This is a genomic window from Pseudomonas sp. A125, from assembly GCF_055409485.1.
The window spans coordinates 420235-442915 of sequence record NZ_JBUZVP010000001.1; the positions used below are offsets into that span (position 1 = coordinate 420235).

Annotated in this window: 23 protein-coding genes and 1 riboswitch; of the genes, 4 read left to right on the plus strand and 19 right to left on the minus strand. The window is 61.5% G+C overall.

The genetic code is table 11. The features are described 5' to 3' along the window. Positions 1-95: 95 nt before the first annotated feature. Both ACZRN6_RS01890 and ACZRN6_RS01895 read right to left on the minus strand, forming a co-directional pair. Positions 96-1460: a DNA recombination protein RmuC gene (locus ACZRN6_RS01890; protein WP_322148638.1), complete on the minus strand. Its 1365-nt coding sequence runs from the start codon at positions 1458-1460 to the stop codon at positions 96-98. Between the two features lie 175 nt (positions 1461-1635). Next, entirely contained in the window at positions 1636-1959 is a 324-nt protein-coding gene (locus ACZRN6_RS01895; RefSeq protein ID WP_322143876.1) for an SEL1-like repeat protein, read from the minus strand. 845 nt (positions 1960-2804) lie between these two features. Between ACZRN6_RS01895 and ACZRN6_RS01900 the strand changes: the two genes are divergently transcribed. The 3 genes from ACZRN6_RS01900 to ACZRN6_RS01910 all read left to right on the plus strand — a co-directional run bounded on the left by ACZRN6_RS01900 (position 2805) and on the right by ACZRN6_RS01910 (position 5199). Beyond that, positions 2805-3029 carry a hypothetical protein gene (locus ACZRN6_RS01900; protein ID WP_003214941.1) on the plus strand — a complete coding sequence of 75 codons (225 nt, stop codon included), beginning with the start codon at positions 2805-2807 and terminating at the stop codon, positions 3027-3029. A 266-nt stretch (positions 3030-3295) separates the two neighbouring features. Then, on the plus strand, positions 3296-3778 hold the full coding sequence (locus ACZRN6_RS01905) for a hypothetical protein (RefSeq protein WP_322143874.1): 483 nt from the start codon (positions 3296-3298) through the stop codon (positions 3776-3778). Positions 3779-3924: 146 nt separating this feature from the next. Next, positions 3925-5199 (plus strand): OmpP1/FadL family transporter, encoded by a 1275-nt coding sequence (locus ACZRN6_RS01910; RefSeq protein ID WP_322143873.1) that lies wholly within the window; start codon positions 3925-3927, stop codon positions 5197-5199. 88 nt (positions 5200-5287) lie between these two features. On the opposite strand, the gene ACZRN6_RS01915 is transcribed toward ACZRN6_RS01910, so the two are convergent. From ACZRN6_RS01915 to cobO, 13 genes are all read right to left on the minus strand, one after another. After that, positions 5288-5839: a glutathione peroxidase gene (locus ACZRN6_RS01915; protein WP_464007083.1), complete on the minus strand. Its 552-nt coding sequence runs from the start codon at positions 5837-5839 to the stop codon at positions 5288-5290. A gap of 150 nt (positions 5840-5989) precedes the next feature. Next, positions 5990-7189 (minus strand): MFS transporter, encoded by a 1200-nt coding sequence (locus tag ACZRN6_RS01920; RefSeq protein WP_322148637.1) that lies wholly within the window; start codon positions 7187-7189, stop codon positions 5990-5992. Positions 7190-7251: 62 nt separating this feature from the next. Beyond that, on the minus strand, positions 7252-7656 hold the full coding sequence (locus ACZRN6_RS01925; RefSeq protein WP_322143871.1) for a MarR family winged helix-turn-helix transcriptional regulator: 405 nt from the start codon (positions 7654-7656) through the stop codon (positions 7252-7254). Between the two features lie 42 nt (positions 7657-7698). Further along, positions 7699-8427, minus strand: a complete 729-nt coding sequence (locus ACZRN6_RS01930; RefSeq protein WP_322143870.1) for an adenosylcobinamide-GDP ribazoletransferase — start codon at positions 8425-8427, stop codon at positions 7699-7701. A 2-nt stretch (positions 8428-8429) separates the two neighbouring features. Beyond that, complete coding sequence (gene cobC / locus ACZRN6_RS01935) at positions 8430-9005, minus strand: alpha-ribazole phosphatase family protein (protein WP_464007084.1); 576 nt, start codon at positions 9003-9005, stop codon at positions 8430-8432. Beyond that, a complete protein-coding gene (gene cobT / locus ACZRN6_RS01940) occupies positions 9002-10057 on the minus strand; it encodes a nicotinate-nucleotide--dimethylbenzimidazole phosphoribosyltransferase (protein ID WP_322143868.1) in 1056 nt (351 codons plus the stop codon). Before cobT ends, cobC begins: the two co-directional genes overlap by 4 nt. Next, a complete protein-coding gene (cobU, locus tag ACZRN6_RS01945; protein ID WP_464007085.1) occupies positions 10054-10575 on the minus strand; it encodes a bifunctional adenosylcobinamide kinase/adenosylcobinamide-phosphate guanylyltransferase in 522 nt (173 codons plus the stop codon). Before cobU ends, cobT begins: the two co-directional genes overlap by 4 nt. Positions 10576-11390: 815 nt before the next feature. Then, positions 11391-12842 (minus strand): cobyric acid synthase, encoded by a 1452-nt coding sequence (locus ACZRN6_RS01950; protein ID WP_464007086.1) that lies wholly within the window; start codon positions 12840-12842, stop codon positions 11391-11393. Beyond that, positions 12839-13828, minus strand: a complete 990-nt coding sequence (gene cobD / locus ACZRN6_RS01955; RefSeq protein ID WP_322143865.1) for a threonine-phosphate decarboxylase CobD — start codon at positions 13826-13828, stop codon at positions 12839-12841. The genes ACZRN6_RS01950 and cobD overlap by 4 nt, the downstream gene beginning before the upstream one ends. Further along, positions 13821-14729 (minus strand): adenosylcobinamide-phosphate synthase CbiB, encoded by a 909-nt coding sequence (cbiB, locus tag ACZRN6_RS01960; protein ID WP_322143864.1) that lies wholly within the window; start codon positions 14727-14729, stop codon positions 13821-13823. Before cbiB ends, cobD begins: the two co-directional genes overlap by 8 nt. Further along, complete coding sequence (bluB, locus tag ACZRN6_RS01965) at positions 14726-15376, minus strand: 5,6-dimethylbenzimidazole synthase (RefSeq protein WP_322143863.1); 651 nt, start codon at positions 15374-15376, stop codon at positions 14726-14728. Before bluB ends, cbiB begins: the two co-directional genes overlap by 4 nt. Then, positions 15373-16764, minus strand: coding sequence for a cobyrinate a,c-diamide synthase (locus tag ACZRN6_RS01970; RefSeq protein WP_464007087.1), 1392 nt, complete (start codon positions 16762-16764; stop codon positions 15373-15375). The genes bluB and ACZRN6_RS01970 overlap by 4 nt, the downstream gene beginning before the upstream one ends. Further along, complete coding sequence (cobO, locus tag ACZRN6_RS01975; RefSeq protein ID WP_258344280.1) at positions 16761-17372, minus strand: cob(I)yrinic acid a,c-diamide adenosyltransferase; 612 nt, start codon at positions 17370-17372, stop codon at positions 16761-16763. The genes ACZRN6_RS01970 and cobO overlap by 4 nt, the downstream gene beginning before the upstream one ends. A gap of 79 nt (positions 17373-17451) precedes the next feature. After that, positions 17452-17688, minus strand: a riboswitch (cobalamin riboswitch). Between the two features lie 99 nt (positions 17689-17787). Here cobO and ACZRN6_RS01980 point away from each other — a divergent pair. Further along, the gene (locus ACZRN6_RS01980; protein ID WP_464007088.1) at positions 17788-19101 is read left to right on the plus strand and encodes a PQQ-dependent sugar dehydrogenase; all 1314 of its coding nucleotides are present in this window, start codon (positions 17788-17790) and stop codon (positions 19099-19101) included. Between the two features lie 50 nt (positions 19102-19151). Here ACZRN6_RS01980 and ACZRN6_RS01985 read toward each other — a convergent pair whose 3' ends face one another. The 4 genes from ACZRN6_RS01985 to ACZRN6_RS02000 all read right to left on the minus strand — a co-directional run bounded on the left by ACZRN6_RS01985 (position 19152) and on the right by ACZRN6_RS02000 (position 22676). Continuing rightward, complete coding sequence (locus tag ACZRN6_RS01985) at positions 19152-19694, minus strand: C40 family peptidase (protein ID WP_322143860.1); 543 nt, start codon at positions 19692-19694, stop codon at positions 19152-19154. Positions 19695-19838: 144 nt separating this feature from the next. Further along, entirely contained in the window at positions 19839-20468 is a 630-nt protein-coding gene (locus tag ACZRN6_RS01990; protein ID WP_322143859.1) for a C40 family peptidase, read from the minus strand. Positions 20469-20681: 213 nt separating this feature from the next. Next, complete coding sequence (gene hda / locus ACZRN6_RS01995; protein WP_010176467.1) at positions 20682-21386, minus strand: DnaA regulatory inactivator Hda; 705 nt, start codon at positions 21384-21386, stop codon at positions 20682-20684. Between the two features lie 216 nt (positions 21387-21602). Further along, positions 21603-22676 carry an AI-2E family transporter gene (locus ACZRN6_RS02000; RefSeq protein WP_464007089.1) on the minus strand — a complete coding sequence of 358 codons (1074 nt, stop codon included), beginning with the start codon at positions 22674-22676 and terminating at the stop codon, positions 21603-21605. Between the last annotated feature and the right edge of the window lie 5 nt (positions 22677-22681).

Genomic DNA, 22681 nt, shown 5'->3' on the forward strand with positions numbered 1-22681 from the left:
GGGAGCTGGCTTGCCTGCGATGGCATCGCCTCGGTGTATCTGGAGGACCGAGGTGTGTGCATCGCAGGCAAGCCAGCTCCCACAGAGACCGGTGACTATTCTGGCAACTGCGCCACACCGTCTTCATCGGTCATCGCCCGCTCCAGCAAGTCGGGCGGCAGGCTTTTACTGGCACGAGCGCCGAGCAGCTTCAGTTGCTCGGTACGGCTGACCAGGTTGCCGCGTCCATCTGTCAGCTTGTTGCGCGCCGCGCTGTAGGCTTTGTCCAGTTGCTGCAAGCGGTTGCCTACTTCGTCCAGGTCCTGGATAAACAGCACGAACTTGTCGTACAGCCAACCGGCACGCTCGGCGATTTCCCGGGCGTTCTGGCTTTGCCGCTCCTGCTTCCACAGGCTGTCGATCACCCGCAAGGTGGCCAGCAGGGTGGTCGGGCTGACGATCACGATATTGCGGTCGAAGGCTTCCTGGAACAGGTTCGGCTCGGCTTGCAGCGCCGCCGAAAACGCAGCTTCGATGGGCACGAACAGCAATACAAAATCCAGGCTGTGCAGGCCTTCCAGACGTTTATAGTCCTTGCCGGCCAGGCCTTTGACGTGGTTACGCAAGGACAGCACGTGCGCCTTCAAGGCCGCCTGGCCGATCGCCTGGTCGTCTTCGGCGACGTACTGCTGATAGGCGGTCAGGCTGACCTTGGAGTCCACCACCACCTGCTTGTCACCCGGCAGCATGATCAACACGTCGGGCTGGAAGCGTTCACCGTCCGGGCCTTTGAGGTTGACCTGGGTCTGGTACTCGCGCCCCTTCTCCAGACCGGCGTGTTCGAGCACCCGCTCCAGAATCAATTCGCCCCAGTTGCCCTGGGTTTTCTGGCCCTTGAGTGCGCGGGTCAGGTTGGTTGCCTCATCGGACAGGCGCAGGTTCAGCTGTTGCAGGCGCTCCAGTTCCTTGGCCAGGGAAAACCGCTCGCGGGCTTCGCTCTGATAGCTTTCCTCGACGCGCTTTTCGAACGACTGAATGCGCTCCTTGAGCGGGTCGAGTAATTGGCCGAGCCGTTGCTGGCTGGTTTCGGCGAAGCGCTGTTCACGCTCGTCGAAGATTTTCCCGGCCAGTTCTGCAAACTGCGCTCGCAGCTCGTCGCGCGAACCTTGCAGGTCGCTGAGGCGTTGCTGGTGGCTTTCCTGTTGCTCACGCAGTTCGGCGCGCAGCGACGCAGACATGGCATCCAGGCGGCGCAGTTCGGTTTCCTTGGCGCTGCGGTCGAGGTTCCAGGCGTGGGCGGCGTCACGGGCGTTGTCGCGGTCGATCTGCAGCAGTTCGACTTCGCGGCGCACAGCCGCCAGGTCGGCCTGCTTGGCGGCGTTGGCCTGGCTGAGGTCGCTGATTTCGTCGCGGCTCGCGTCCAGTTGCGCCGCAAGCCCTTCCTGGGCCAGTTGCGCGGTCGCCAGGCGCTCTTCGAGCAATTCCCAACCGGTGGTTCGCGCGGTCAGTTTGCGCTGGATCTGCCAGCACAGGCCCAACAGCGGCAACCCAGCACCGGCGAGACCCAGCGCAACACTGGTCCAGTCAAAAGCCATAGCGATTCCTGCCGTCACCCGAAAAGAAGGAGGTTAACCAAGCCTGCGCATTGAGGACAGCTCAGTCTTCGATCTGGCCCAGTTCACGTTGGGCGACACGGTCGCCGGCGCGGGCAGCCTGGCGCAGCAGGTCGTGGCCGATGCGGCGGTCCCGGGCGTTACCGCACTCACGGCACATCAACTGGCCAAGGCGGCTTTGTGCCACTACCACGCCAGCGCGAGCCGGCTGCTTGAGCAAATGCCCGGCAAAATGCTTGACGTTGGGGCTGTGGCCCAGACGCGGGCTGTCGAGCAACCACAAGGCAACTTTCAGGGAAAAACGCTTGGGTGCGGTAACAACCTGAGGGCTGTCGGTAACAGAAGGTGATACTGAGCGAAACTTCATAAAGCACTGTGGGACAGAACGGAAGGCGCGCCACTCTACTCTTTTTTTCGTACAGGTAAAGCTGAAAAAACCCGGCACGCCCGTTCTAGAGCAAGCGCTTGGGACAATCCACAGAAGCTGTGGATAACTCAGTGGACAACCGTTCTGTAACTCGCGCAAAGGCCCATGGAACGGGGGCCGGAGTCAAACTGACGATTTTTTCACCAATAAAAAAAGCTCGATTTTTCATTGACTTAAATTTTAGTTACAGGCACCCGGGAGCGCTGTCGGGCTTATGTCAGGACGGTTACACAGGGCGCAACCAATGTGCACAACTGCCAGGCGCGCGGTTATATCGACAGCGCGTTTTGGCAGATCGGCGCCTCGGCAATGTTACCGCCGGGCCGTCGCTTTAAAAGTTTTTTGCCTAGCACACTTTCTTTCCACGTTTCAATCCGTTACTATCCGCGGCGTTAGTACCAAGCTGAAAGTCAATTCTGGTCGAACAACTCCCTCACGGCACTGCCGACAAAAAGGGATCGACCACCTCGATGGTTTCCAGGTATCACTTGCGACGACACTGCCTTTGAACAATGCAAAGGGTGTCGCGAAGTTTCCATACTCTGACCGAACCAACCTGCAAATTGATCAGGATCTTCACCCCGGGCCCAGAACCTTTGCCCCTGTTGTGTTGCCTGCCCTCCTAAGTACCTACCTGCCAGCCCAAGCGCGCCAACTTAATAGCGCTTCAAACTAGCTGCTTTGTTCCAGTCGGGTTCTTCGTTTGATCAATGGTGATCAACGTCACTGGAACGTTTTAACGTTGCACGGTTCTTAACCGTGTCATTTGTAGGAACACCAATAATATGTCCACTCAAATCCACACTCAGGATGCCATTCGCACCCTCACCAACGCTTTTGCACCAATGAACTGCCTGATCATGGCCGCTCGCAAAGGCTGCTTCAGCTTTACCCTGGTCAACGAACACGGCATCGCTCGTCACAGCGAACGCCTGTACCCCGATCAGTACTCCAGCGCAGAACCGCTGCAGGCCGTGATCGATCGTACTCGCCAGGCACTGGTTGCCTGATCGACCCGGATCGCTGAAACACAAAAACCTCGGTTAAAACCCGGGGTTTTTTATTGCCTGAAATTCGGGTGCGCTAAGTTTAATTTGATATAAACGATATAACTAAATGATAAAAATATTTTAAAAACAGTCCTTTACGTCGTAAATATGACACTACACTTCAACTCAAGCGGCATGATCCGCTTCCGGCGAGCCTGAGATCCGATTCATTGCTGCCAAGCTGCCCTCTCAGGTGTCGCCGACCCATTTCATGGACTGAGGCTTTTATGGGCATCGCTGCCAGCGAATTGTGTCGTTATGTGATCCGGCCCACGCTGCTATACCTGGGCCGCCATAACCCGACTGCCGAATCCTTGCTGCTGGGCATCGCCGCCAGCCAGTCGGCACTCGGCTCAGCCTTGCACGACCGCCGCGGCCATGGCCTGTACAGCATTACCGAACCGCGTCACCGCGCCTTGTGGGATGACTACCTGGCGCTCGACCCTGAGCGCGCCAGCCTGGTTCGCGGCCTCGCCAGCCAGCATGCCTTCCTCAGCGGGCCGCAGTTGGAGTTGACGGTCAACCTGCGTTACGCCACCGCCATCGCCTGGCTGCTGGTGGAACAACACCGCCCTGCCCTGCCACCCGCCGACGATGTGTTGGCAATGGCACGTATCTGGAAAGAAATATTTCACCCTCAGGGCCGCCTCCGGGATTTCACCCAGGCATGGCAAACCTGTGTTTCACCCATGAATCACGTCGCCTGTTGACCGGGCGATTTGCAAGATTCGGCTAAAAACGTTGATTTTGGTCGGATTGTCCTACAAAACCGCTCTATCTCCTATGTTTCAGCCTATAGCGCAAACATAAATTTATTGTTACTTTCCGCAGCGGTGATCACCACGGAGTTCTAATAATGAAAAAAGTAATGCTCAAGACGACACTTAGCCTCGCCGTTGCAATGGCCTCCACCCAACTGTTCGCGAGCGGCTTTGCCCTCAACGAACAGAGCATCAGTGGGATGGGTACCGGTTTTGCGGGGCGCTCTTCATCTGCCGATGATGCAAGTACTGTTGCTGGCAACCCTGCCGGCATGTCGCGCCTCAAGCGCGATCAAATCACGGGCGGCGTTGCCGCTATCGATGCCAAGACCGACATCAAAAATACCAGCGGTGGCCCACCCGGCAGCACCAATGACGGAGACATGGTTCCATTTACCAAAGTCCCGATGTTGTTTGCCGTGAAAAAAGCGACCGATGACCTGGCGTTCGGCCTGGGCGTGTATGCGCCGTTCGGCCTGATTACCAACTACGAAGACAGCTTCGGCGGCCGCTACTACGGCAAGAAGAGTGACGTAAAAGTCGTCACTATCCAGCCGACTGTCAGCTACGCGTTCAACGAATACGTGTCTGTAGGTATTGGCCCGACGTTCAACAAGATCAGCGGCAACCTCACCTCGTCCACCCCTTTGGCGGCCACCTTCGGGCGTAATGACGGCCTGGTGGACATCAAGGGTGATGACACCGCATGGGGCTACAAGATCGGCATCCTGGTGACGCCAACCGCAAGCACCAACATCGGCCTGACCTACACCTCCAAGGTGTCTTATAACCTCACGGGCCACACTGACATTTCCGGCCGTGGCTTCGGCCCGTTCAACGGCGCACGTTTTGATGCATCGCTGGATATCACCACGCCAGAATCCTACGACCTGTCGGTCACCCACAAGCTGGATGACCAGTGGACTCTGTACGCGGGGACTACCTGGACCCGTTGGAGCCGCCTGAAAGAAATCACCGTGAACAACCAGGGTGTTTCGCCTGCACTCGGTGGTGCAGCGGGCCCGATCGGTACCATCAACGAACCACAGGACTGGCACGACACTTGGGCTTCGGCCATTGGCGCTTCGTTCCAGGTCAACAAACAGTGGGTTCTGCGTACCGGCTTCTCGGTTGACCAGTCGCCAACCAACAACACTGACCGTTCGGTGCGTATCCCGACTGGCGACCGTAAGGCCGTCAGCTTTGGTGCCGGCTTCGCTGCCACCGACGACATCACCATCGACGCGGCTATTTCTTACCTCTGGGAAGAAGAAGTCAACGTCAACCGTACCGGCAAAGGCAACGCCTACAACGCCGAGTACAAAAACAGCGCTTGGGGTTATGGGCTCGGTGCAACCTACAAGTTCTGATTCACTGCGGGCCTGACCGGCTCGCCAGTTGAAACTAAAAAAGCCCCGCTCTCCTGCAAAGGAGGCGGGGCTTTTCAGTGGGCGGCGATCAGGATTTTGAAGCCAGCGCCTGCTCCACGGCCTTGATCAGATCCGGATTGTCCGGCTTGGTCAGGCTGGAGAAATTGGCGATCACCTTGCCCTGGCGGTCTACCACGTATTTGTAGAAGTTCCACTTCGGCGCACTGCTCTGCTGCGCCAGGACCTTGAACAGATGCACGGCGTCCGGGCCCTTGACCTTCTGTGGCTCGGTCATGGTGAAGGTCACGCCGTAATTGACGTAGCACACCTTGGCGGTTTCCTCGCCGGTCTTGGCTTCCTGCTTGAAGTCATCGGACGGCACGCCAATCACTTCCAGGCCCTGGCCCTTGTAGCGCTGGTACAGGGCTTCAAGCCCTTTGAACTGGGGCGCGAACCCGCAGAAGCTGGCGGTATTGACGATCAGCAGCGGCTTGCCGGCAAAGCGCTGGCACAGCTCGATGGACTCTTTGGCGCGCAGCTTGGGCAGTTGGCCCTCAAGCAACGGCGGGCAATCGGCAGCCATGGCGACACCGCCAAAAGCCAGCATCAGGGCGGGTACTGCAAGCCAGCGCATCTGCATGTCATGTGTCCTTGAGAAGTCTCAGACACAGAACTTAACAGATCGCCATGCCCAACTGCATCAATGCCAGGCCACCTTGTTGCCAGCCCCACCACGCCAGGAGCAGCAAGATTGCAGCCCCTGCGGCGCCGAGCCAATGCCAGGTCGAATTCATGCCACCCCCATTTGCGCCTGCAAACGTGCCACCGGGCGCTCGCGCACCGGCCAGTTCAAGGCCGCTGCCACCAGGCTCAGGACGATTGCCACCTGCCAGATCAAGTCATAGTTACCGGTTCGATCATAGACCACCCCGCCCAGCCAGCCGCCAAGGAACGAACCCAGTTGATGGAACAGGAACACAATCCCACCAAGCATGGAAAGGTTTCTGACACCAAACAAGGTGGCCACCGTGCCATTGGTCAATGGCACGGTCGACAGCCATAAAAAGCCCATCGCCATGCCGAACAGGTAGGCACTGGTTTGCGTCACCGGCGCCCACAGGAAAATCACGATCACCACTGCTCGCAACAGGTACAAACCGGTCAACAAGCGCGGCTTGGACATGCGCCCGCCGAGCCATCCGGCGGTATACGTGCCAAAGATATTGAACAGGCCGATCAATGCCAGCACCGTAGTGCCCACTGACGCTGGCAAGTGCTGGTCGACCAGGTACGACGGTAAGTGCACACCAATAAACACGACCTGGAAACCGCAGACAAAAAAGCCGAATGCCAGCAGCCAGAAGCCGGAGTGAGAACAGGCTTCCCTCAGCGCTTCACGCAAGGTCTGTTGGCCGACCATTGCCGGCAACGGCCGATCCTTGAGCATGGCGACCAGGGGCAAAATCAGCGCCACCATCAAGCCCAACGCCAACAGTGCAGCCGACCAGCCCAGCCAACTGATCAGGCCCAGGGTACCCGGAACCATGGCGAACTGGCCGAAAGAGCCGGCGGCGCTGGCGACACCCATGGCCATGCTGCGCTTTTCCGGCGGCACGGCGCGCCCAACCACCCCGAGAATCACCGAGAACGAGGTGCCGGACAAGCCAATCCCGATCAACAAGCCCGCACTCAGCGACAACGACCACGCGGAGTCGGACATGCCCATCAACACCAAGCCGGCGGCGTACAGCACCCCACCGACCAGTACCGCTTTAGTCGCACCGAAACGGTCTGCCAGAGCCCCGGTAAATGGCTGCGCCAGGCCCCAGATCAGGTTTTGCAGGGCAATGGCAAAGGCAAAGGTTTCACGGCCCCAGCCGAACTCGGCACTCATGGGCGCCAGGAACAGGCCAAAACCATGCCGCACGCCCAGGGACAACGCGAGGATCAGCGCACTCCCCACAAGGATCCAACCGCTGGTGCGCCACATCGAGGTCATTTCTTATTCTCCGGTCGCGGGTATATACCCGCTTGTCATCGAACAAACTCGCCTCAAGCGAGTTCATCCAGCAAGGCCAACAGGGTTTCGCGCTTTTCGGCGCCCAACTTATCAATCAATTTCTGCTGCGCCGCTTCCCAGGCCGGCAATGCCGCCACGAGCCGTTCGTTGCCCGCCTCGGTCAGCAACACCAGGCGGTTGCGCAAGTCATCACCCTCGACCAGTTGCACCAGGCCTTCGCCCTCCAGCACCCGCAGGTTGCGCCCCAGCGTGCTGCGGTCCAGGCCCATGGCGTCGGCCAGGCTGGAAATGCTCGGTTGATCGAGGCGCTGCAGATTACACAGCAAAGAATACTGGGCAACGTTGATCCCGAAGCCGTCGAGAGCGCCGTCGTAATGCCTGCTGACGCCACGAGCGGCGCGACGCAGGTTTGTGCATAAACATTGGGAATCGAGCATGGAGCGTGTATATACCCGGGATTAGTGAAATGCAAGAAACTGTTACAGCGCCAGGCCGATAAGCACCGCGACTTCCAAAAGCTCCAGCAGCGCGCCGGCGGTGTCGCCGGTGGTGCCACCGAGGCGATTGACCATCAATTGGCGCAACCCGATAAAGCAAAGTGCGGCCAGCAACACGGCGATGCCGCCGCTGAAACCACCAATCAAGATACACGCCAGACCACTGAGGATCAGCACCTGTTGGCCGACGATCCGTGGTAGATGATCCGCCAACGCCTGCCCCAACCCGCCGGCGCGTACATACCGCGTGGTGAGAAACAGCGCCAGCATCGAAGCGCGGCCAATCAACGGGGCCAGGATCAGCGCGGCGCCGTTGTGCTGCTCGATCAACGCCACCAGCGCAGTGAATTTGAGCAGCAACACCAGGCCGAGGGTGACCACCGCGATCGGCCCGCTGCGCGGGTCTTTCATGATGGTCAGGGTGCGCTCGCGGTCGCCGAAGCCACCCAGCCAAGCGTCGGCGCTGTCGGCCAGGCCGTCCAGGTGCAGGCCGCCACTGAGCAACACCCATGCAGTCAACAGCAACGCGGCATGCAGCAGCAACGGTGCGCCCATCAACACGGCGTTCAAAACCCACAGCAACAGCCCGAACAGCAGCCCCACCACGGGATAAAACAGCAACGACCGTCCCAGCTCCTGCGGCTGCGGCATGCCGGGCAAGCGAATCGGCAGGCTGCTGAGAAACTGCAAGGCGATCCAGAACGCCAGCATGCTCAGATTCCTTCCTTGAATACGCCATCAGCCTCGACCTGCAGGCTGAACAGGCCACCATGGCCGACTTCCACATTCAACAGTTGCTCACGAGGCAAACCGCGCGCCTGGGCGAGCAGCAGGCGCATGACGCCGCCGTGGCTGATCAACAGCACTCGCTGGCCGTCATAGGCTTGATGCAAACGGGTGACAGCGCCCAGTACGCGTGCGGCGAACTGCGAAACCGGCTCGCCCTGAGGTGGTGTGAAACTGTACGGGTCAGCCCAGAACAGCCCCAACGCGTCGGCATCGGTTTCCATCAAGGCTGCGGCGCTCTGCCCTTCCCATGCGCCGAAGTGCAGCTCCTGTAGATCTTTTTCCAGGGTGACCCGCAGGTTAAGGCGCGCACCCAACTCATCGGCAAACCGCGCGCAACGCTGCAGCGGCGAGCTGACCAGACGGTCCCACGGGCCCTGCCCTACCACCGCCGCGCGCATCTGCTCCCAGCCCCTGGCGGTGAGCGCATCGTCCAGGCTGCCGCGCAAGCCGCCGCCCAGTTCGGTCTCGCCGTGGCGCAACAGGTCCAGGTGCAAGGTCATGCCGGACGGTCCGCCACGGCTGCTTCGGCGAAGGTCGCCATTTGCCCGTGCAGTGCGCAGGCCAGCCGCAACAGAGGCACGGCCAGTGCTGCGCCGCTGCCTTCACCCAAGCGCAGGCCGAGCTCCAACAGTGGTTCGGCGTTGAGGCTTTGCAGCACATGACGATGGCCGGGCTCGGCACCGCGGTGGCCGAACAGCAGCCATTCGCGGCAAGCGGGATTAAGGCGAGTGGCGACCAGCGCCGCGACGGTGCAAATAAAGCCGTCGACCAGTACCACCACGCCCTCTTGGGCGCAGGCCAGGTAGGCGCCGACCAGCGCGGCAATTTCGAAGCCGCCGAGGTTGAACAGGGTTTTCAGTGCGTCGTTACGGTCGCCGGCGTGCAGTGCCAGGGCGCGTTCGATGACGGCGACTTTGTGGCTGACGCCCTGGGCGTCCAGGCCGGTGCCGGGGCCGGTCAAGTCGCTGACCTGGCAGTCCAGCAACCCGCAAGCCAGGGCGCTGGCGGCGGTGGTATTGCCGATGCCCATCTCGCCGCCGATAAACAGCTGCGCGCCGCTTGCGATGGCGCGATGCACGCTGTCGCGGCCGGCTTGCAAGGCCAGTTGGCCTTGGGCTTCGGTCATTGCCGGGCCTTTGACGAAGTTGGCGGTGCCGGGGCCGATGTTGAGGTGACGTACGCCGGGCAGGCTCAGTGTGGGAGTGATGGTGCCGAGGTCGACCACTTCCAGTTTCGCGTCGAGTTGGCGGGCGAGCACGCTGATGGCGGCGCCGCCGGTGACGAAGTTGTGGAGCATCTGGCCGGTGACTTCCTGGGGGAAGGCGGAGACCCCTTCGGCGACGACGCCGTGGTCGCCGGCGAAGATGGCGATCCACAGGTGGTCGACGCTGGGTTTGACCTGGCCCTGGAGGCCGGCCAATTGCACGGCCACAGCTTCCAATTGGCCGAGGGAGCCGGCGGGTTTGGTCAGTTGCTGTTGACGGGCCAGGGCGTGTTCGTGGGCCTGGGTGTCGATTGCTTTGCAGGGGTTGAGCCACCAGGTGTTGGTCATAACGCAGTACCTTTTAAAGTCAGGGGCAGGCCGGCGACGGTCAGGACGACGCGCTGACAACGTTCGGCCAAGGCTTGATGCAGCCAACCGGCTTCATCGACATAGCGGCGAGTCAATTCGCCCAGCGGGACGACACCCAGTCCGGTCTCGTTGCTGACAAAAATGATTTCTCCTGGCAGAGAGGCCAGGGTTTGTAGCAGGGCTTCGCGCTCTTCCTTTAGACGGTCGGGGGTTTCGAGCATGAGGAGGTTGGTGAGCCACAGCGTGAGGCAGTCGACCAGCAGGCAGCGGTCGGTGGCGGCGTTTTCGCGCAGGGTGCGGGCGAGTTCCAGGGGTTCTTCGATCAGGGCCCATTCGGCTGGGCGGCGTTGGCGGTGGATGGCCACGCGTTCGTTCATTTCGCCGTCCAGGGGTTGGCTGGTGGCTATGTAGGTGACGTTTAGGGCGCTGTCGGTGGCGAGTTTTTCAGCCAGGCGGCTTTTGCCGGAGCGGGCGCCGCCGAGGATCAACTGGAGCATGGGGTTTTTCTCTGCTTTTGACGGTGTGTATATCCGTTGTTTTCGTAACGGCTTCAATTGGTTCCGCTCTTACAGCGGGTCACTTTTGAAAAGCGCAAAAGTAACCAAAACGCTCTGCCCCGCCTGTCGGCACCTCGCCTAGGCTCGGCGTTCCCTCACTCCGGCATTGCTCCGCGGGCCGCCGCGACGGCCCGTCCCTGGCCCGTCGCGGCTAAACCGGCGTCCTGCCGGTTTACCCGCTCCTCAATCCCTGCGTTCGGCCTCGGGCTGAATGGGGCAGTCAGAGCAAGATCAACAACAGATCAAGAACACAGCGGCCTACAGGCCGGCTTGAGTGTTAAAAGCCAGATCAAAAGCTAAAGCAGGCACGGTTCCAATGTGGGAGCTGGCTTGCCTGCGATGGCATCACCTCGGCACATCTGAAAAACCGAGTTGCCTGCATCGCCGGCAAGCCAGCTTTTACAGCTTTTGATCTGGCTTTTAACACTCAGGTCGGCTTTCAGGCCGCCGTGCTCTTGCTGTTGACCTTGATCTGCAGGCCCCGTCAACCACGATGGCCCAAGCAGGCACGGTGGAGCGGGTAAATCGGCAAGGATGCCGATTTAGCCGCGCCGGGCCATGGATGGCCCGTCGCGGCGGCCCGCGGAGCCGTGCCGGAGTGCGGGCATGCCGAGCCTAAGCGAGGCACCGAGTGGTGGGGCAAAGACCTTTTGGTTACTTTTGGGGCGTTTGCCAAAAGTGACCCGCTGTAAGAGCGGAACCATAAGAAGCCGTTACCGCAGCAACGGATATACACACCATCCAACACCAACAACTCAAACCCCACACAATGAGCGCAACAACCCCGTATCCAAATGCCGCTCTACCAGATCCGCCAACCGCTCAATATCCCGCTCCCGCAACCCGTGATAATCCACCTCCTGCACATCCTCCAGCCCAGCCCACCGCAACAGCGCACTACACGCAGCCGCAGTCTCAAACACCCCATGCAGATAGGTGCCCAATACCTGCCCATCCTCACTCTGAGCCCCATCCATGCGCCCATCGTCCAACCGAACCGCAGCCCGTACCAAGCCAGCGCCACTGGTCACGCCCGCGTGGATCTCATACCCACTCACCTCGGCATCCTCCAGCAACAACCGCCCGCGCACATTGCGCAACTGCTTCTCCTCCTCCAACGTCGTACTAAACGCCAACAACCCCAACCCATCACTGGAACCGCAAGGCCCTTCCAACCCAAGCGGGTCATGCACCTGCTCCCCGAGCATCTGCAACCCACCACAAATCCCCAACACCTTCCCGCCATAACGCAAATGCCGCGCCAGCGCCGTGTCCCACCCATTGGCCCGCAAATACGCCAAATCACTGCGCACACTCTTCGAGCCCGGCAAAATAATCAGATCCGCCGCAGGAATCGCCTGCCCCGGCCCCACAAACTGCAAATCCACCTGCGGATGCAACCGCAGCGGATCAAAATCCGTGTGATTGCTGATCCGCGGCAACACCGGCACCACCACCTTGAGCACCTGCGCCGCCTTGTCGATCTGACGCCGGTCGATGCCGTCTTCAGCCTCCAGATGCAAATCCATCACATACGGCAACACCCCCACCACCGGCTTGCCCGTACGCGCTTCCAACCAATCCAGCCCCGGCTGCAACAGCGCAATGTCCCCGCGAAACCGATTGATGATGAACCCTTTGACCCGCGCCTGTTCGGTCGGCGACAACAACTCCAGCGTGCCCACAAGGTGCGCAAACACCCCGCCACGATTGATGTCGGCAATCAGCAGCACCGGGCAGTCCACCGCTTCGGCAAAGCCCATGTTGGCAATGTCATTCGCCCGCAGGTTGATCTCCGCAGGCGAGCCCGCGCCCTCGACCATCACCACCGGATACGCCGCACTCAACCGCGCATGAGAGGCGAGCACCGCCTGCATCGCGATGGCTTTGTAATCGTGATAAGCCACGGCATTCATGGTGGTCACGGCGCGCCCATGGATAATCACCTGGGAGCCCGTGTCGCTATTGGGCTTGAGCAGCACCGGGTTCATGTCGGTATGGGGCGCCAGGTTCGCAGCCTGGGCCTGCACCGCCTGGGCCCGGCCAATTTCGCCACCTTCGGCCGTCACGGCGCTGTTGAGCGCCATGTTCTGTGGTTTGAAGGGCGCCACCGGGATGCCCTGCCGCACCAGCCAGCGGCAGAGTGCAGTCACCAACGTACTTTTGCCGGCGTCGGAGGTGGTGCCCTGCACCATCAAGGTACTCATGAGGCTTCCTTGTAGGCGCACAGTGCCTGTTCCAGCCGCAGCCAGTCGGCCTCGGTGTCCGGCAGGCCGAAACGCAGGCTGCTGTTGTCGACAAACAGGCGCAACAGAATGCCACGCTGGGCCATGAATTCATGCAACTGCTCGGCCCGGTCCGTGATCATCCACTGGAACAACGCGCAGCCGCCCTGAGGCCGCAAGCCATGGCACTCAAGCAGGTCAAACAGGCGCTGGCTGGCCGCCTCGCAACGCAGCCGCTGTTGCGCATGGCCGGCGGTATCACCCAGGCATATTTGCCCAAGCACCCGCGTCGGCCCGCTGACGGCCCACGGCCCCACCTGTTCGGCGAGCAGCTTGAGCAGCTTGCGCTCGGCCAGCACGAACCCCAGCCGCACCCCGGCCAGGCCGAAGAATTTGCCGAATGAGCGCAGCACGATCAGCCCGACCTGATTGGCCTGGCTCGCAAGGCTTAATTGCGGGGTGATGTCCATGAAGGCTTCATCCACTACCAGCCAGCCGCCGCGCTGGGCCAGGCGGGCGTGCCAGTCCAGCAGGCGTTGCGGGCTCAGGCTCAGGCCGGTGGGGTTGTTGGGGTTGACCACCACCAACACGTCGAGGCTGTCGAGGAAGAAGTCGACCTCCTGCTCCTGCACTTCGCGCACGATATAGCCAGCGCGGCGCCAGGCTTCGGCGTGTTCGGCGTAACACGGTGACAGCACGCCAACCTTGCCCGCCCGGCGCAGGCGCGGCAGCAGCTGGATCGCCGCCTGGGAGCCGGCCACCGGCAGTACTTGGGTTGCGCCGTAATATTCGCAGGCCGCCTGCTCCAGGCCGTCATCGGTTTCCGGCAGGCGCGCCCAGGCCCGCTGCGGAATTTGCGGGATCGGGAACGGCCACGGCGCCAGGCCGCTGGACAGGTCCAGCCACTCGGCCTCGGGAATGCCGTACTGCATCGCCGCCTTGCGCAAGCGGCCACCGTGTTCAAGCATAAAACTCAGCCCCCACGCACAGGATCAGCAACCACAGCCACACGCCGCGTTGCACCAGTTGCCAGCCGCGCTCGATGGAATCGGCATCCGCCGGCGGGCCTTCGCCCAGTGGCGGGCGCTGGTGCAGTTCGCCGTGATAAATCGCCGCGCCGCCCAGTTCCACGCCAAGGGCGCCAGCCCCAGCCGCCATCACCGGGCCGGCGTTGGGGCTGTCCCATGTCGGGCCCTGGTTGCGCCAGCATGTGAGGGCCAGACGGGTTTTGCCCAGCAGCGCGTAGGTCAACGCCACCAGGCGTGCCGGAATGTAGTTGAGCACGTCGTCGATCTTTGCCGCGGCCCAGCCGAAGCGTTCAAAGCGTTCATTGCGATAGCCCCACATGGCGTCCAGGGTGTTGCTCAGACGATAGAGCACCACGCCCGGCACGCCAGCGACCACAAACCAGAACAGTGCGGCGAATACCGCGTCGCTGCCGTTTTCCAGCACCGATTCGGTGGCCGCACGGGCGACTTCGGTGCTGTCCAGTTCGCTGGTCTGACGGCTCACCAAGTAGCTGACGCGTTTGCGCGCTTCGTCCAGGTCATCGCTGCGCAGGGCTTGTGCTACCGGCAGTACATGTTCGCCGAGGCTGCGCATGCCGAGGGCGCAATACAGCGCGAGGATTTCCACTACCCAGCCGATGTAAGGCGCCCACGACAGGGCCGTGGCCAACAAGGTCAGCGGCACTACCGCAATCACCCACGCCGTCACGCCATGGCTGCGCCAGCCACGGCCGCCGGAGTTGAAACGCTGCTCGATGCGCCCGGCAAAATTGCCGAACGCCACCAGCGGATGCCAGCGCCTGGGCTCGCCCAGCAGCGCATCCAGCGCCACGGCAGCGACACTCAGCAAGGCCACACTCATTGACTCACTCCCCAAACATTCTCATACAGCATGTCACTCAGCGGCCGTGGTTCGGTCCAGCCTTCAAGCTGCAACATCGGTGCCGGATAGAACTCGCTCACCGGGCCCAGGCACAACACGGCCAACGGCTTGGCGCCGGGCGGCAGGCCCAGCAGGTCGGCCAGGGCCTGGGGTTCGAACAGCGAGACCCAGCCCATGCCCAAGCCTTCGACGCGAGCTGCCAGCCATAGATTCTGGATTGCACAGGACAACGACGCCATGTCCATTTCCGGCAAGGTGCGGCGCCCGAAGATATGCCGCTCGCGGTCGTCCATCAGCGCAGCCACCAGCACTTCGGCGCAGTCGTTGATGCCTTCGACCTTGAGCTTCATGAACTGGTCGGAGCGCTCGCCGAGGGCCTCGGCGGTGCGTACGCGCTCTTCTTCCACCAGTTGCTGGATCTGGCTGCGCAGGTTGCGGTCGCTGATGCGGATAAAACGCCACGGCTGCATCAGGCCGACGCTCGGTGCCTGGTGGGCCGCTTGCAGCAGGCGCTGGAGCAATTCGGGGGCAACGCTGCCGCCACTGAAGTGGCGCATGTCGCGGCGTTCGGCGATGGCGCGGTAGACGGCTTCGCGGTCGGCTTGCGCAAAGGCGTTGTCAGTCATGGCCTCATCGCGGGCAAGCCCGCTCCCACAGTAGATTGCGTTTCAACTCGGTCAACTGTGGGCGCTGGCTTGCCTGCGATGGCGGTCTCAAGGCTTGGCGCAAACAAGGCAGCCACCGCTGTCGGGTTGGACGGGAAGTAAAAGTGCACGTAGGAAGCCGTCATCCGGCCCTGACGATAAACCGCCTCGGCGCCGCGCCCGCCGTTGGGGCTCAGGCCACGGGCAATCGGCTGCCACTCGGTGCTGGTCAGCGAGTGATGGTAGGTGTGGCCGCGCAACAGGCCTTCGGGCAGTTCGACGTTTTGCAGGGCCAGTGCCGCAAGGCGCTTTTGCATCACGGCGTCGCCCTGGAGCAGGCCGACCAGTTCGGCACGGGTGCCATCGACATCGGTGAGCGAGTCCAGCAGATAAAGCATGCCGCCGCATTCAGCCAGCAGCGGTTTGCCGGCGGCGTGATGGGCGCGGATGGCGTCGAGCATCGCGGTGTTTTCCGACAGCGCCTGGTGATGCAGTTCCGGGTAACCGCCCGGCAAGTAGAGGCTGTCAGCTTCGGGCAACGCCCGGTCACGAATCGGCGAGAAGAAGCGCAACTCGGCGCCCATCGCTCGCAACAGGTCGAGGCTGGCGCCGTAGGTGAATGCGAAAGCCTCGTCACGGGCCACGGCAATGCGTACACCGGCCAGCAACGGTTGTGCCTCGATCACTTCAGGCGCGGCGAATTCCACCGGCGGCGGCAAGGCTACCTCGCAACTGCTGCCCAACGCCTGGGCGGCAGCGTCGAGGCGCAGGTCGAGGTCATTCAGTTCGCTGGCTTGCACCAGGCCAAGGTGGCGGCTGGGCAACTCGATGCCGGTTTCCCGGGACAGTGCGCCGTACCAGCGCAAGCCTTCAGTGAGGCTGCCTTCGAGCAATTGCGCATGGCGCAGCGTGCCAACTCGGTTGGCCAGTACACCGGCGAACGGCAGGTCTGGCTGGTAACGCGCCAGGCCCAACGCCAGGGCGCCGAAGGTCTGGGCCATGGCCGTACCGTCGATCACCGCCAGTACCGGCACGCCAAAGTGCCGCGCCAGGTCGGCGCTGGACGGTGTGCCGTCGAACAGGCCCATCACGCCTTCGATCAGGATCAGGTCGGCTTCCCCCGCCGCTTCCCACAGCAACCGGCGACTTTCCTGCTCGCCCACCATCCACATGTCTAATTGATAGACCGGCGCACCACTGGCGCGCTCGTGGATCATCGGGTCGAGAAAGTCCGGGCCGCATTTGAACACCCGCACCTTGCGCCCCAGGTTGCGGTGCAAACGGGCCAGCGCGGCGGTGACGGTGGTTTTGCCCTGGCCGGACGCCGGTGCGGCGATCAGGACAGCAGGGCAGTGACGGGGCTGATTCAAAGTTCGATGCCTTTCTGTGCCTTGATACCGGCCTGGAAGGCGTGCTTGAGCATGCCCATTTCAGTCACGGTGTCGGCCATTTCGATCAATTCGGGTTTCGCGCCACGGCCGGTCACCAGCACGTGTTGCATTGGCGGGCGGGCCTGCAGGTCGCCGAGCACCTGGTCCAGGTCGAGGTAGCCGTGCTTGAGGGCGATGTTCAGCTCATCCAGCACCACCAGGCCGATGGCCGGGTTTTGCAGCATTTCCCGGGAGACCGCCCAAGCTGCCTCGGCGGCGACGATGTCGCGCGCGCGGTCCTGGGTTTCCCAGGTAAAACCTTCGCCCATTACGTGAAAGCGCACCTGCTCAGGGAAGCGGCGGAAGAACAGTTCTTCGCCGGTGCTGTTGCGCCCCTTGATGAACTGCACCACGCCGCACTGCATGCCATGGCCCATGGCCCGGGCCAGCATGCCAAAGGCCGAACTGCTCTTGCCCTTGCCGTTGCCAGTGAGCACCAGCAGCAACCCGCACTCGTTGGGTGAATTGGCAATGCGCTCATCAATCACGGCTTTTTTGCGCAGCATGCGCGCCAGGTGGCGTTCGTCACGATCGGGGGATTCAGTCATGGCAGCTCTCCGTTGGGGCTGGACAAAAACGGCGGGCAGGAAAAGACACATACAGACAGCCAAGCATCGCCCACCGTGATGCTGTTGGATGGATCAGGCCGGTCTCCGGGCTCATGAGTGGCATGGGATGCCGAGGGTGCACCTTCCCATATCGCGGGCGATACAGTGGTTTGAGGCACCGTCTTGACTCATTTACCGTTGCGGGGGCAGCGCCGGGATCGTGGCTGCACTGTAAAAAAGTGCGCTCACTCACCGGCTTCCCTGTTTCACTCAGTCGGCGCGTACGCCACAGAGCACCTGAAACAAGCCGCGAAGGTTAGTGGGTTGGGGGTGGAGCGTCAATTAAAGCCGGACATGCGCGTGAACCATCGGGCCGCCACGCACCTCTATCCCTACAGGTATTAAGGAGAAAACCATGCACAAGACCCGACTTGCCCTACTGATCATGGTGGCCGGCACACTCGCCGCCTGTGGTGAAAGCTCTACCCTGCAAGTGTCCGACGGCACCGGCCCCTCGCCCAAGCTGCCCGAACCGAACAAAACCCTGATCCCCACGGTGAACATCGCGCCGGCGATCGGCTGGCCCGAAGGCAGCAAGCCGACCCCGGCGGCGGGCACTCAGGTGGCGGCGTTCGCCGAGGGCCTGGATCACCCACGCTGGCTGTATGTGCTGCCCAATGGTGACGTGCTGGTGGCCGAAACCAATGCACCGCCCAAGCCGGACGATTCCAAGGGCATTCGTGGCTGGGTGATGGAGAAAGTCATGGGCCGCGCCGGGGCCGGCGTGCCGAGCCCGAACCGCATCACTCTGCTGCGGGACGCCGACCACGATGGCGTCGCCGAAACCCGCACGGTGTTCCTGGAAAACCTGAACTCGCCGTTTGGCATGGCATTGGTGGGCAACGACCTGTATGTCGCCGATTCGGACAAGCTGCTGCGCTTCCCTTACCAGCCAGGTGAAACCTCGATCAAGGAAGCCGGCACCACCGTGACCGACTTGCCGGGCGGCAGCATCAACCATCACTGGACCAAGAACGTGGTGGCCAGCAAGGATGGCAGCAAGCTGTACGTCAGCGTAGGCTCCAACAGCAACGTTGGGGAAAACGGCCTGGACGCAGAACAAGGCCGCGCCGCGATCTGGGAAGTGGACCGCGCCACTGGCCAGCATCGCATCTTCGCCTCCGGCCTGCGCAACCCCAACGGTATGGCCTGGGAGCCGCAAAGCGGCAAGCTGTGGACAGCGGTTAACGAGCGCGATGAAATCGGCAGCGACCTGGTGCCGGACTACATCACCTCGGTCAAGGATGGGGCCTTCTACGGCTGGCCGTTCAGTTACTACGGGCAGCACGTGGATGTGCGGGTGAATCCGCAGAACCCGGACCTGGTGGCCAAGGCGATCACACCGGATTACGCGGTAGGCCCACACACGGCGTCCCTGGGGCTGACCTTTGCCGACGGCAGCACGTTACCGGCGCAGTTCAGCAACGGCGCGTTTATCGGCCAGCATGGCTCGTGGAACCGCAAGCCCCACAGCGGCTACAAGGTGATCTTCGTGCCGTTTGAGGCAGGCCAGCCCAAAGGCCGGCCGGTGGATGTGCTGACCGGGTTCCTCAACAGCGATGAGAAAGCCATGGGGCGCCCGGTAGGCGTGGTGATCGACAAGCAGGGGGATTTGTTGGTGGCAGATGATGTGGGAAACAAGGTGTGGCGGGTGTCGGCGGCGAAATAGCCCGCCCTGAAAAACACTGTGGGAGCCTAGGCTCCCACAGTTGTTTTTGCTTATGGATTACGCGCCAGATGCTCGGCGGGCAACACGCGCTTGGCGCTCAGGTAGGCGTTCTGCCAATAGGCCTTGGACAGTGTGTCCAGCTTCACCGTACCGCCGGTTTGCGGCGCATGCACAAAGCGCCCTTCACCCACGTAGATCCCGGCGTGGCTGACTTGCGAGCCGCCGCCCGTGGCGAAGAAAAGCAGGTCGCCGGTTTGCAGGTTGTTTTCGCTCACGTCCATGGCGCGCATCACGATCAGCTCGCGAGTGGTACGCGGCAAGGAGATGCCCGCCGCATCGCGGTACACAAACCCGATCAGGCCGCTGCAATCAAATCCCGAGTCCGGCGTATTGCCGCCCCAGCGATAAGGCGTGCCGACCAGGCCCAGCGCACGGAAGAGCACGTCTTCGGCAGCAGGCGAGAAACTTTGGGTGGCGTAGGTGTTGAACACCGGCTTGGGCTTGACGGCCACGGGAGCAGGCGGAGGACGACTTGCGCAGGCACTGAGCAGCGCGGCGCAAACAAGAAGAATTAGGCGGGCCGAGGTCGACATGGGCAGAACAATCCTGATCTGGATGCGGCTTTCGCTGCCGAACGCTGAAAACCAGAACGCGCAAGCAAAGCTCGCGCGATCGATTTACAACAATGTCCAGGGATTCTAGCGCTTACACGTCAAACTTCAAGTATCACTTTAACTTTACTTGCTGGCGGTAACGGTAGTCGGGGCCATCGCGAGGGCGCGCTTGGCTTCGATGAAGGTTTTGCTCCAGTAGCTGTCACCCAGGTTGTCGACCCGCACACCACCGCTGCGGCGGCTGCTGGAGTGGATAAACTGGTTGTCGCCCAGGTAGATACCGGCGTGACTGACACGACCACGGCCAGCAGTACTGAAGAAAAGCAGATCACCGGGCTTGAGGTTGTTCCGCGCGACCAACGGTGCATCCACGTTGATCATTTCGCGGGTGGAACGCGGCAGGTTCATGCCGGCTTCCTCGCGAAACAGGTAGCCGATGAAACCGCTGCAGTCGAAACCGGCCTCAGAGGTACCGCCGAAACGGTAACGGGTACCGATCAGGGACATGCCGCGTTCGAGAATGCTGTCGGCCAGAACGGGAAGCTGGTAAGGCTTGGCGCCGGCGAAGTCGGCGAGTTCTTTTTCGGTTGCGATCTCTTCCTGATAAACACTGGAAGACTGCGACGCAACGAATTTTGCCTGGGACTGTTGTGCTGGTTTTTGCTGCTCAACCACGTTTTGAGTGTGGGTGGCGCAACCAAACAACAGGGTAACGAGTGCGAGAGGCACGAGGGGTGCGAAGCGATTTAGCATGGGCACGACCGTGGCTGATGTGTAAAGAAGCCGAGACTATGCCCTCTATCACATCGATTTGCAAATTCAATCGTGATCTTTGTGACTTCTTGTTTGGACTATGACATCTAAGCCCTTAACACCCTATACAACCCATTTGCGTGGCAAAAACGGCCCAAACGCAGGTTTTCTGACGCCTGGAATTTGCCGAAAGCCCCGTTTTCAAAGGGCTGGCTACCAGCCGAGGGTTTCCTTGAGGAAGGGAATGGTCAGCTTGCGCTGGGCCTGCAAGGAGGCCTGGTCGAGCTGTTCGAGCAAGTCGAACAATGCGCTCATGCTGCGGGTGCCACGCGTAAGGATAAAATGCCCGACTTCGTCGGTCAGGTGCAACCCGCGACGGGAAGCCCGCAGTTGCAGGGCACGCAATTTGTCTTCATCGGATAACGGGCGCATCTGGAAGATCAGCGCCAGGGTCAGCCGCGACTTCAAGTCGGCCAGCTTCACCGGCAACTCACGTGGCGAGGTGGACGCGGCAATCAGCAAGCGCCGGCCGCTGTCGCGCAAGCGGTTAAACAGATGGAACAGCGCCTCCTCCCAATCCGCCCGCCCCGCCACCGCCTGCAAATCATCCAGGCAGACCAGTTCGTATTGTTCAAGGTTGTCGAGGATCTCGATACCGCGGTCCAGCAGCTCTGCCAGTGGCAGGTACACCGCCGGTTCACCCATCTGCTCGAAGCGCAGGCACGCGGCCTGTAACAAGTGGGTACGCCCCACGCCGTCCTTGCCCCAGAGGTAGATCAGGCTTTCGGTCCAGCCGGCGTCGGCTTCGCAGAGCCGCTCGACATAGCCGAGTGCAGCGGCATTGGCGCCTGGGTAGTAATTGATAAAGGTGGCGTCGTCACGCAGACGCACACCTAGGGGCAGCTGAATCGGTTTCATGCTGACTGAACGGCTACAATCGAACCGTTAGTGGCCTCTGTGTAAAGTTTGCAAAGTTTATACCCGTGACGCCGGGCGCACAATGCAGCAGACCACAAGCAAAATCAAAGGTTTGCGTTAACTTGTTGGATTTGTGAGGATTGTTTGACGCCCTGGTGTAACGCCAGGGCCGATAAACGACAAACCCGGCCTTGAGCCGGGTTTGTGATGCTGCGGTTACAACTCTGGTTCGTCGACCCCTGCGTACATGTCCGAGTCCTTGTACAAGTCGTGCACATGGCGCACCAGCACCATGATCACCGCCGCCACGGGCAGCGCCAGCAGGATGCCGGTAAAGCCGAACAGTTCGCCGCCCGCCAGGATCGCGAAGATCACCGCCACCGGGTGCAGGCCGATCCTGTCGCCCACCAGCAACGGCGTCAGCACCATGCCTTCCAGGGCCTGACCGACCATGAACACCGCGACAATCCCGAGCATCGGGTACAGGTCGCCGTGGAACTGGAACAGCCCGGCCACCAGCGCCGCACCAATCCCGATCACGAAGCCCATGTACGGCACGATGGCTGCCAGGCCGGCAATCAGGCCGATCAACAGCCCCAGTTCCAGGCCGATAGCCATCAACCCCGCCGCGTAAATAATCCCCAGGGCCAACATCACCAGCAACTGGCCGCGAACGAAGGCGCCCAGCACTTCATGGCACTCCCCGGCCAGGGCAACGATGCGCTCCTCGCGGTCGCGTGGCAGCAGGCTGCGGATCTTGACCATCATGATGTCCCAGTCCCGCAGCAGGTAGAACGCAACTACCGGGATCAGCACCAGGTTGGTCAGCCAGCCGATCAACGCGAGGCTCGACGCCGTCGCTTGGCTCAGTACCACGCCGACGATGTCGGTGGTCTGGCCCATGTGCTCGCTGATGGCCGCCTTGACCTTGTCGAACTTCCAGAAGCCGTCCGCCAACCCCAGCTTGGCCTGGGCCCACGGCATGGCCGTGTGTTGCAGCCAGTCGAGCATCTGCGGCGCCAGCTCATAGAGCTTGAACAATTGCTTGGCCAGCATCGGCACCAGCACCAGCACCAACGCCGTGATGATCAAGGTGAACAAGGCAAACACCGCCACCACGCCCCAGGTGCGTGACAGGCCGACCTTTTCCAGGCGGTCCACCACGGGATCGAACAGGTAGGCCAGCAGTAACGCAACCAGGAACGGCGTCAGGATCGAATGCAGCAGGAACACAAAAACGCACAGCAGGACAATCCCGCCAAGCCACACCCAACGACGCGTATCCGCCATAAACC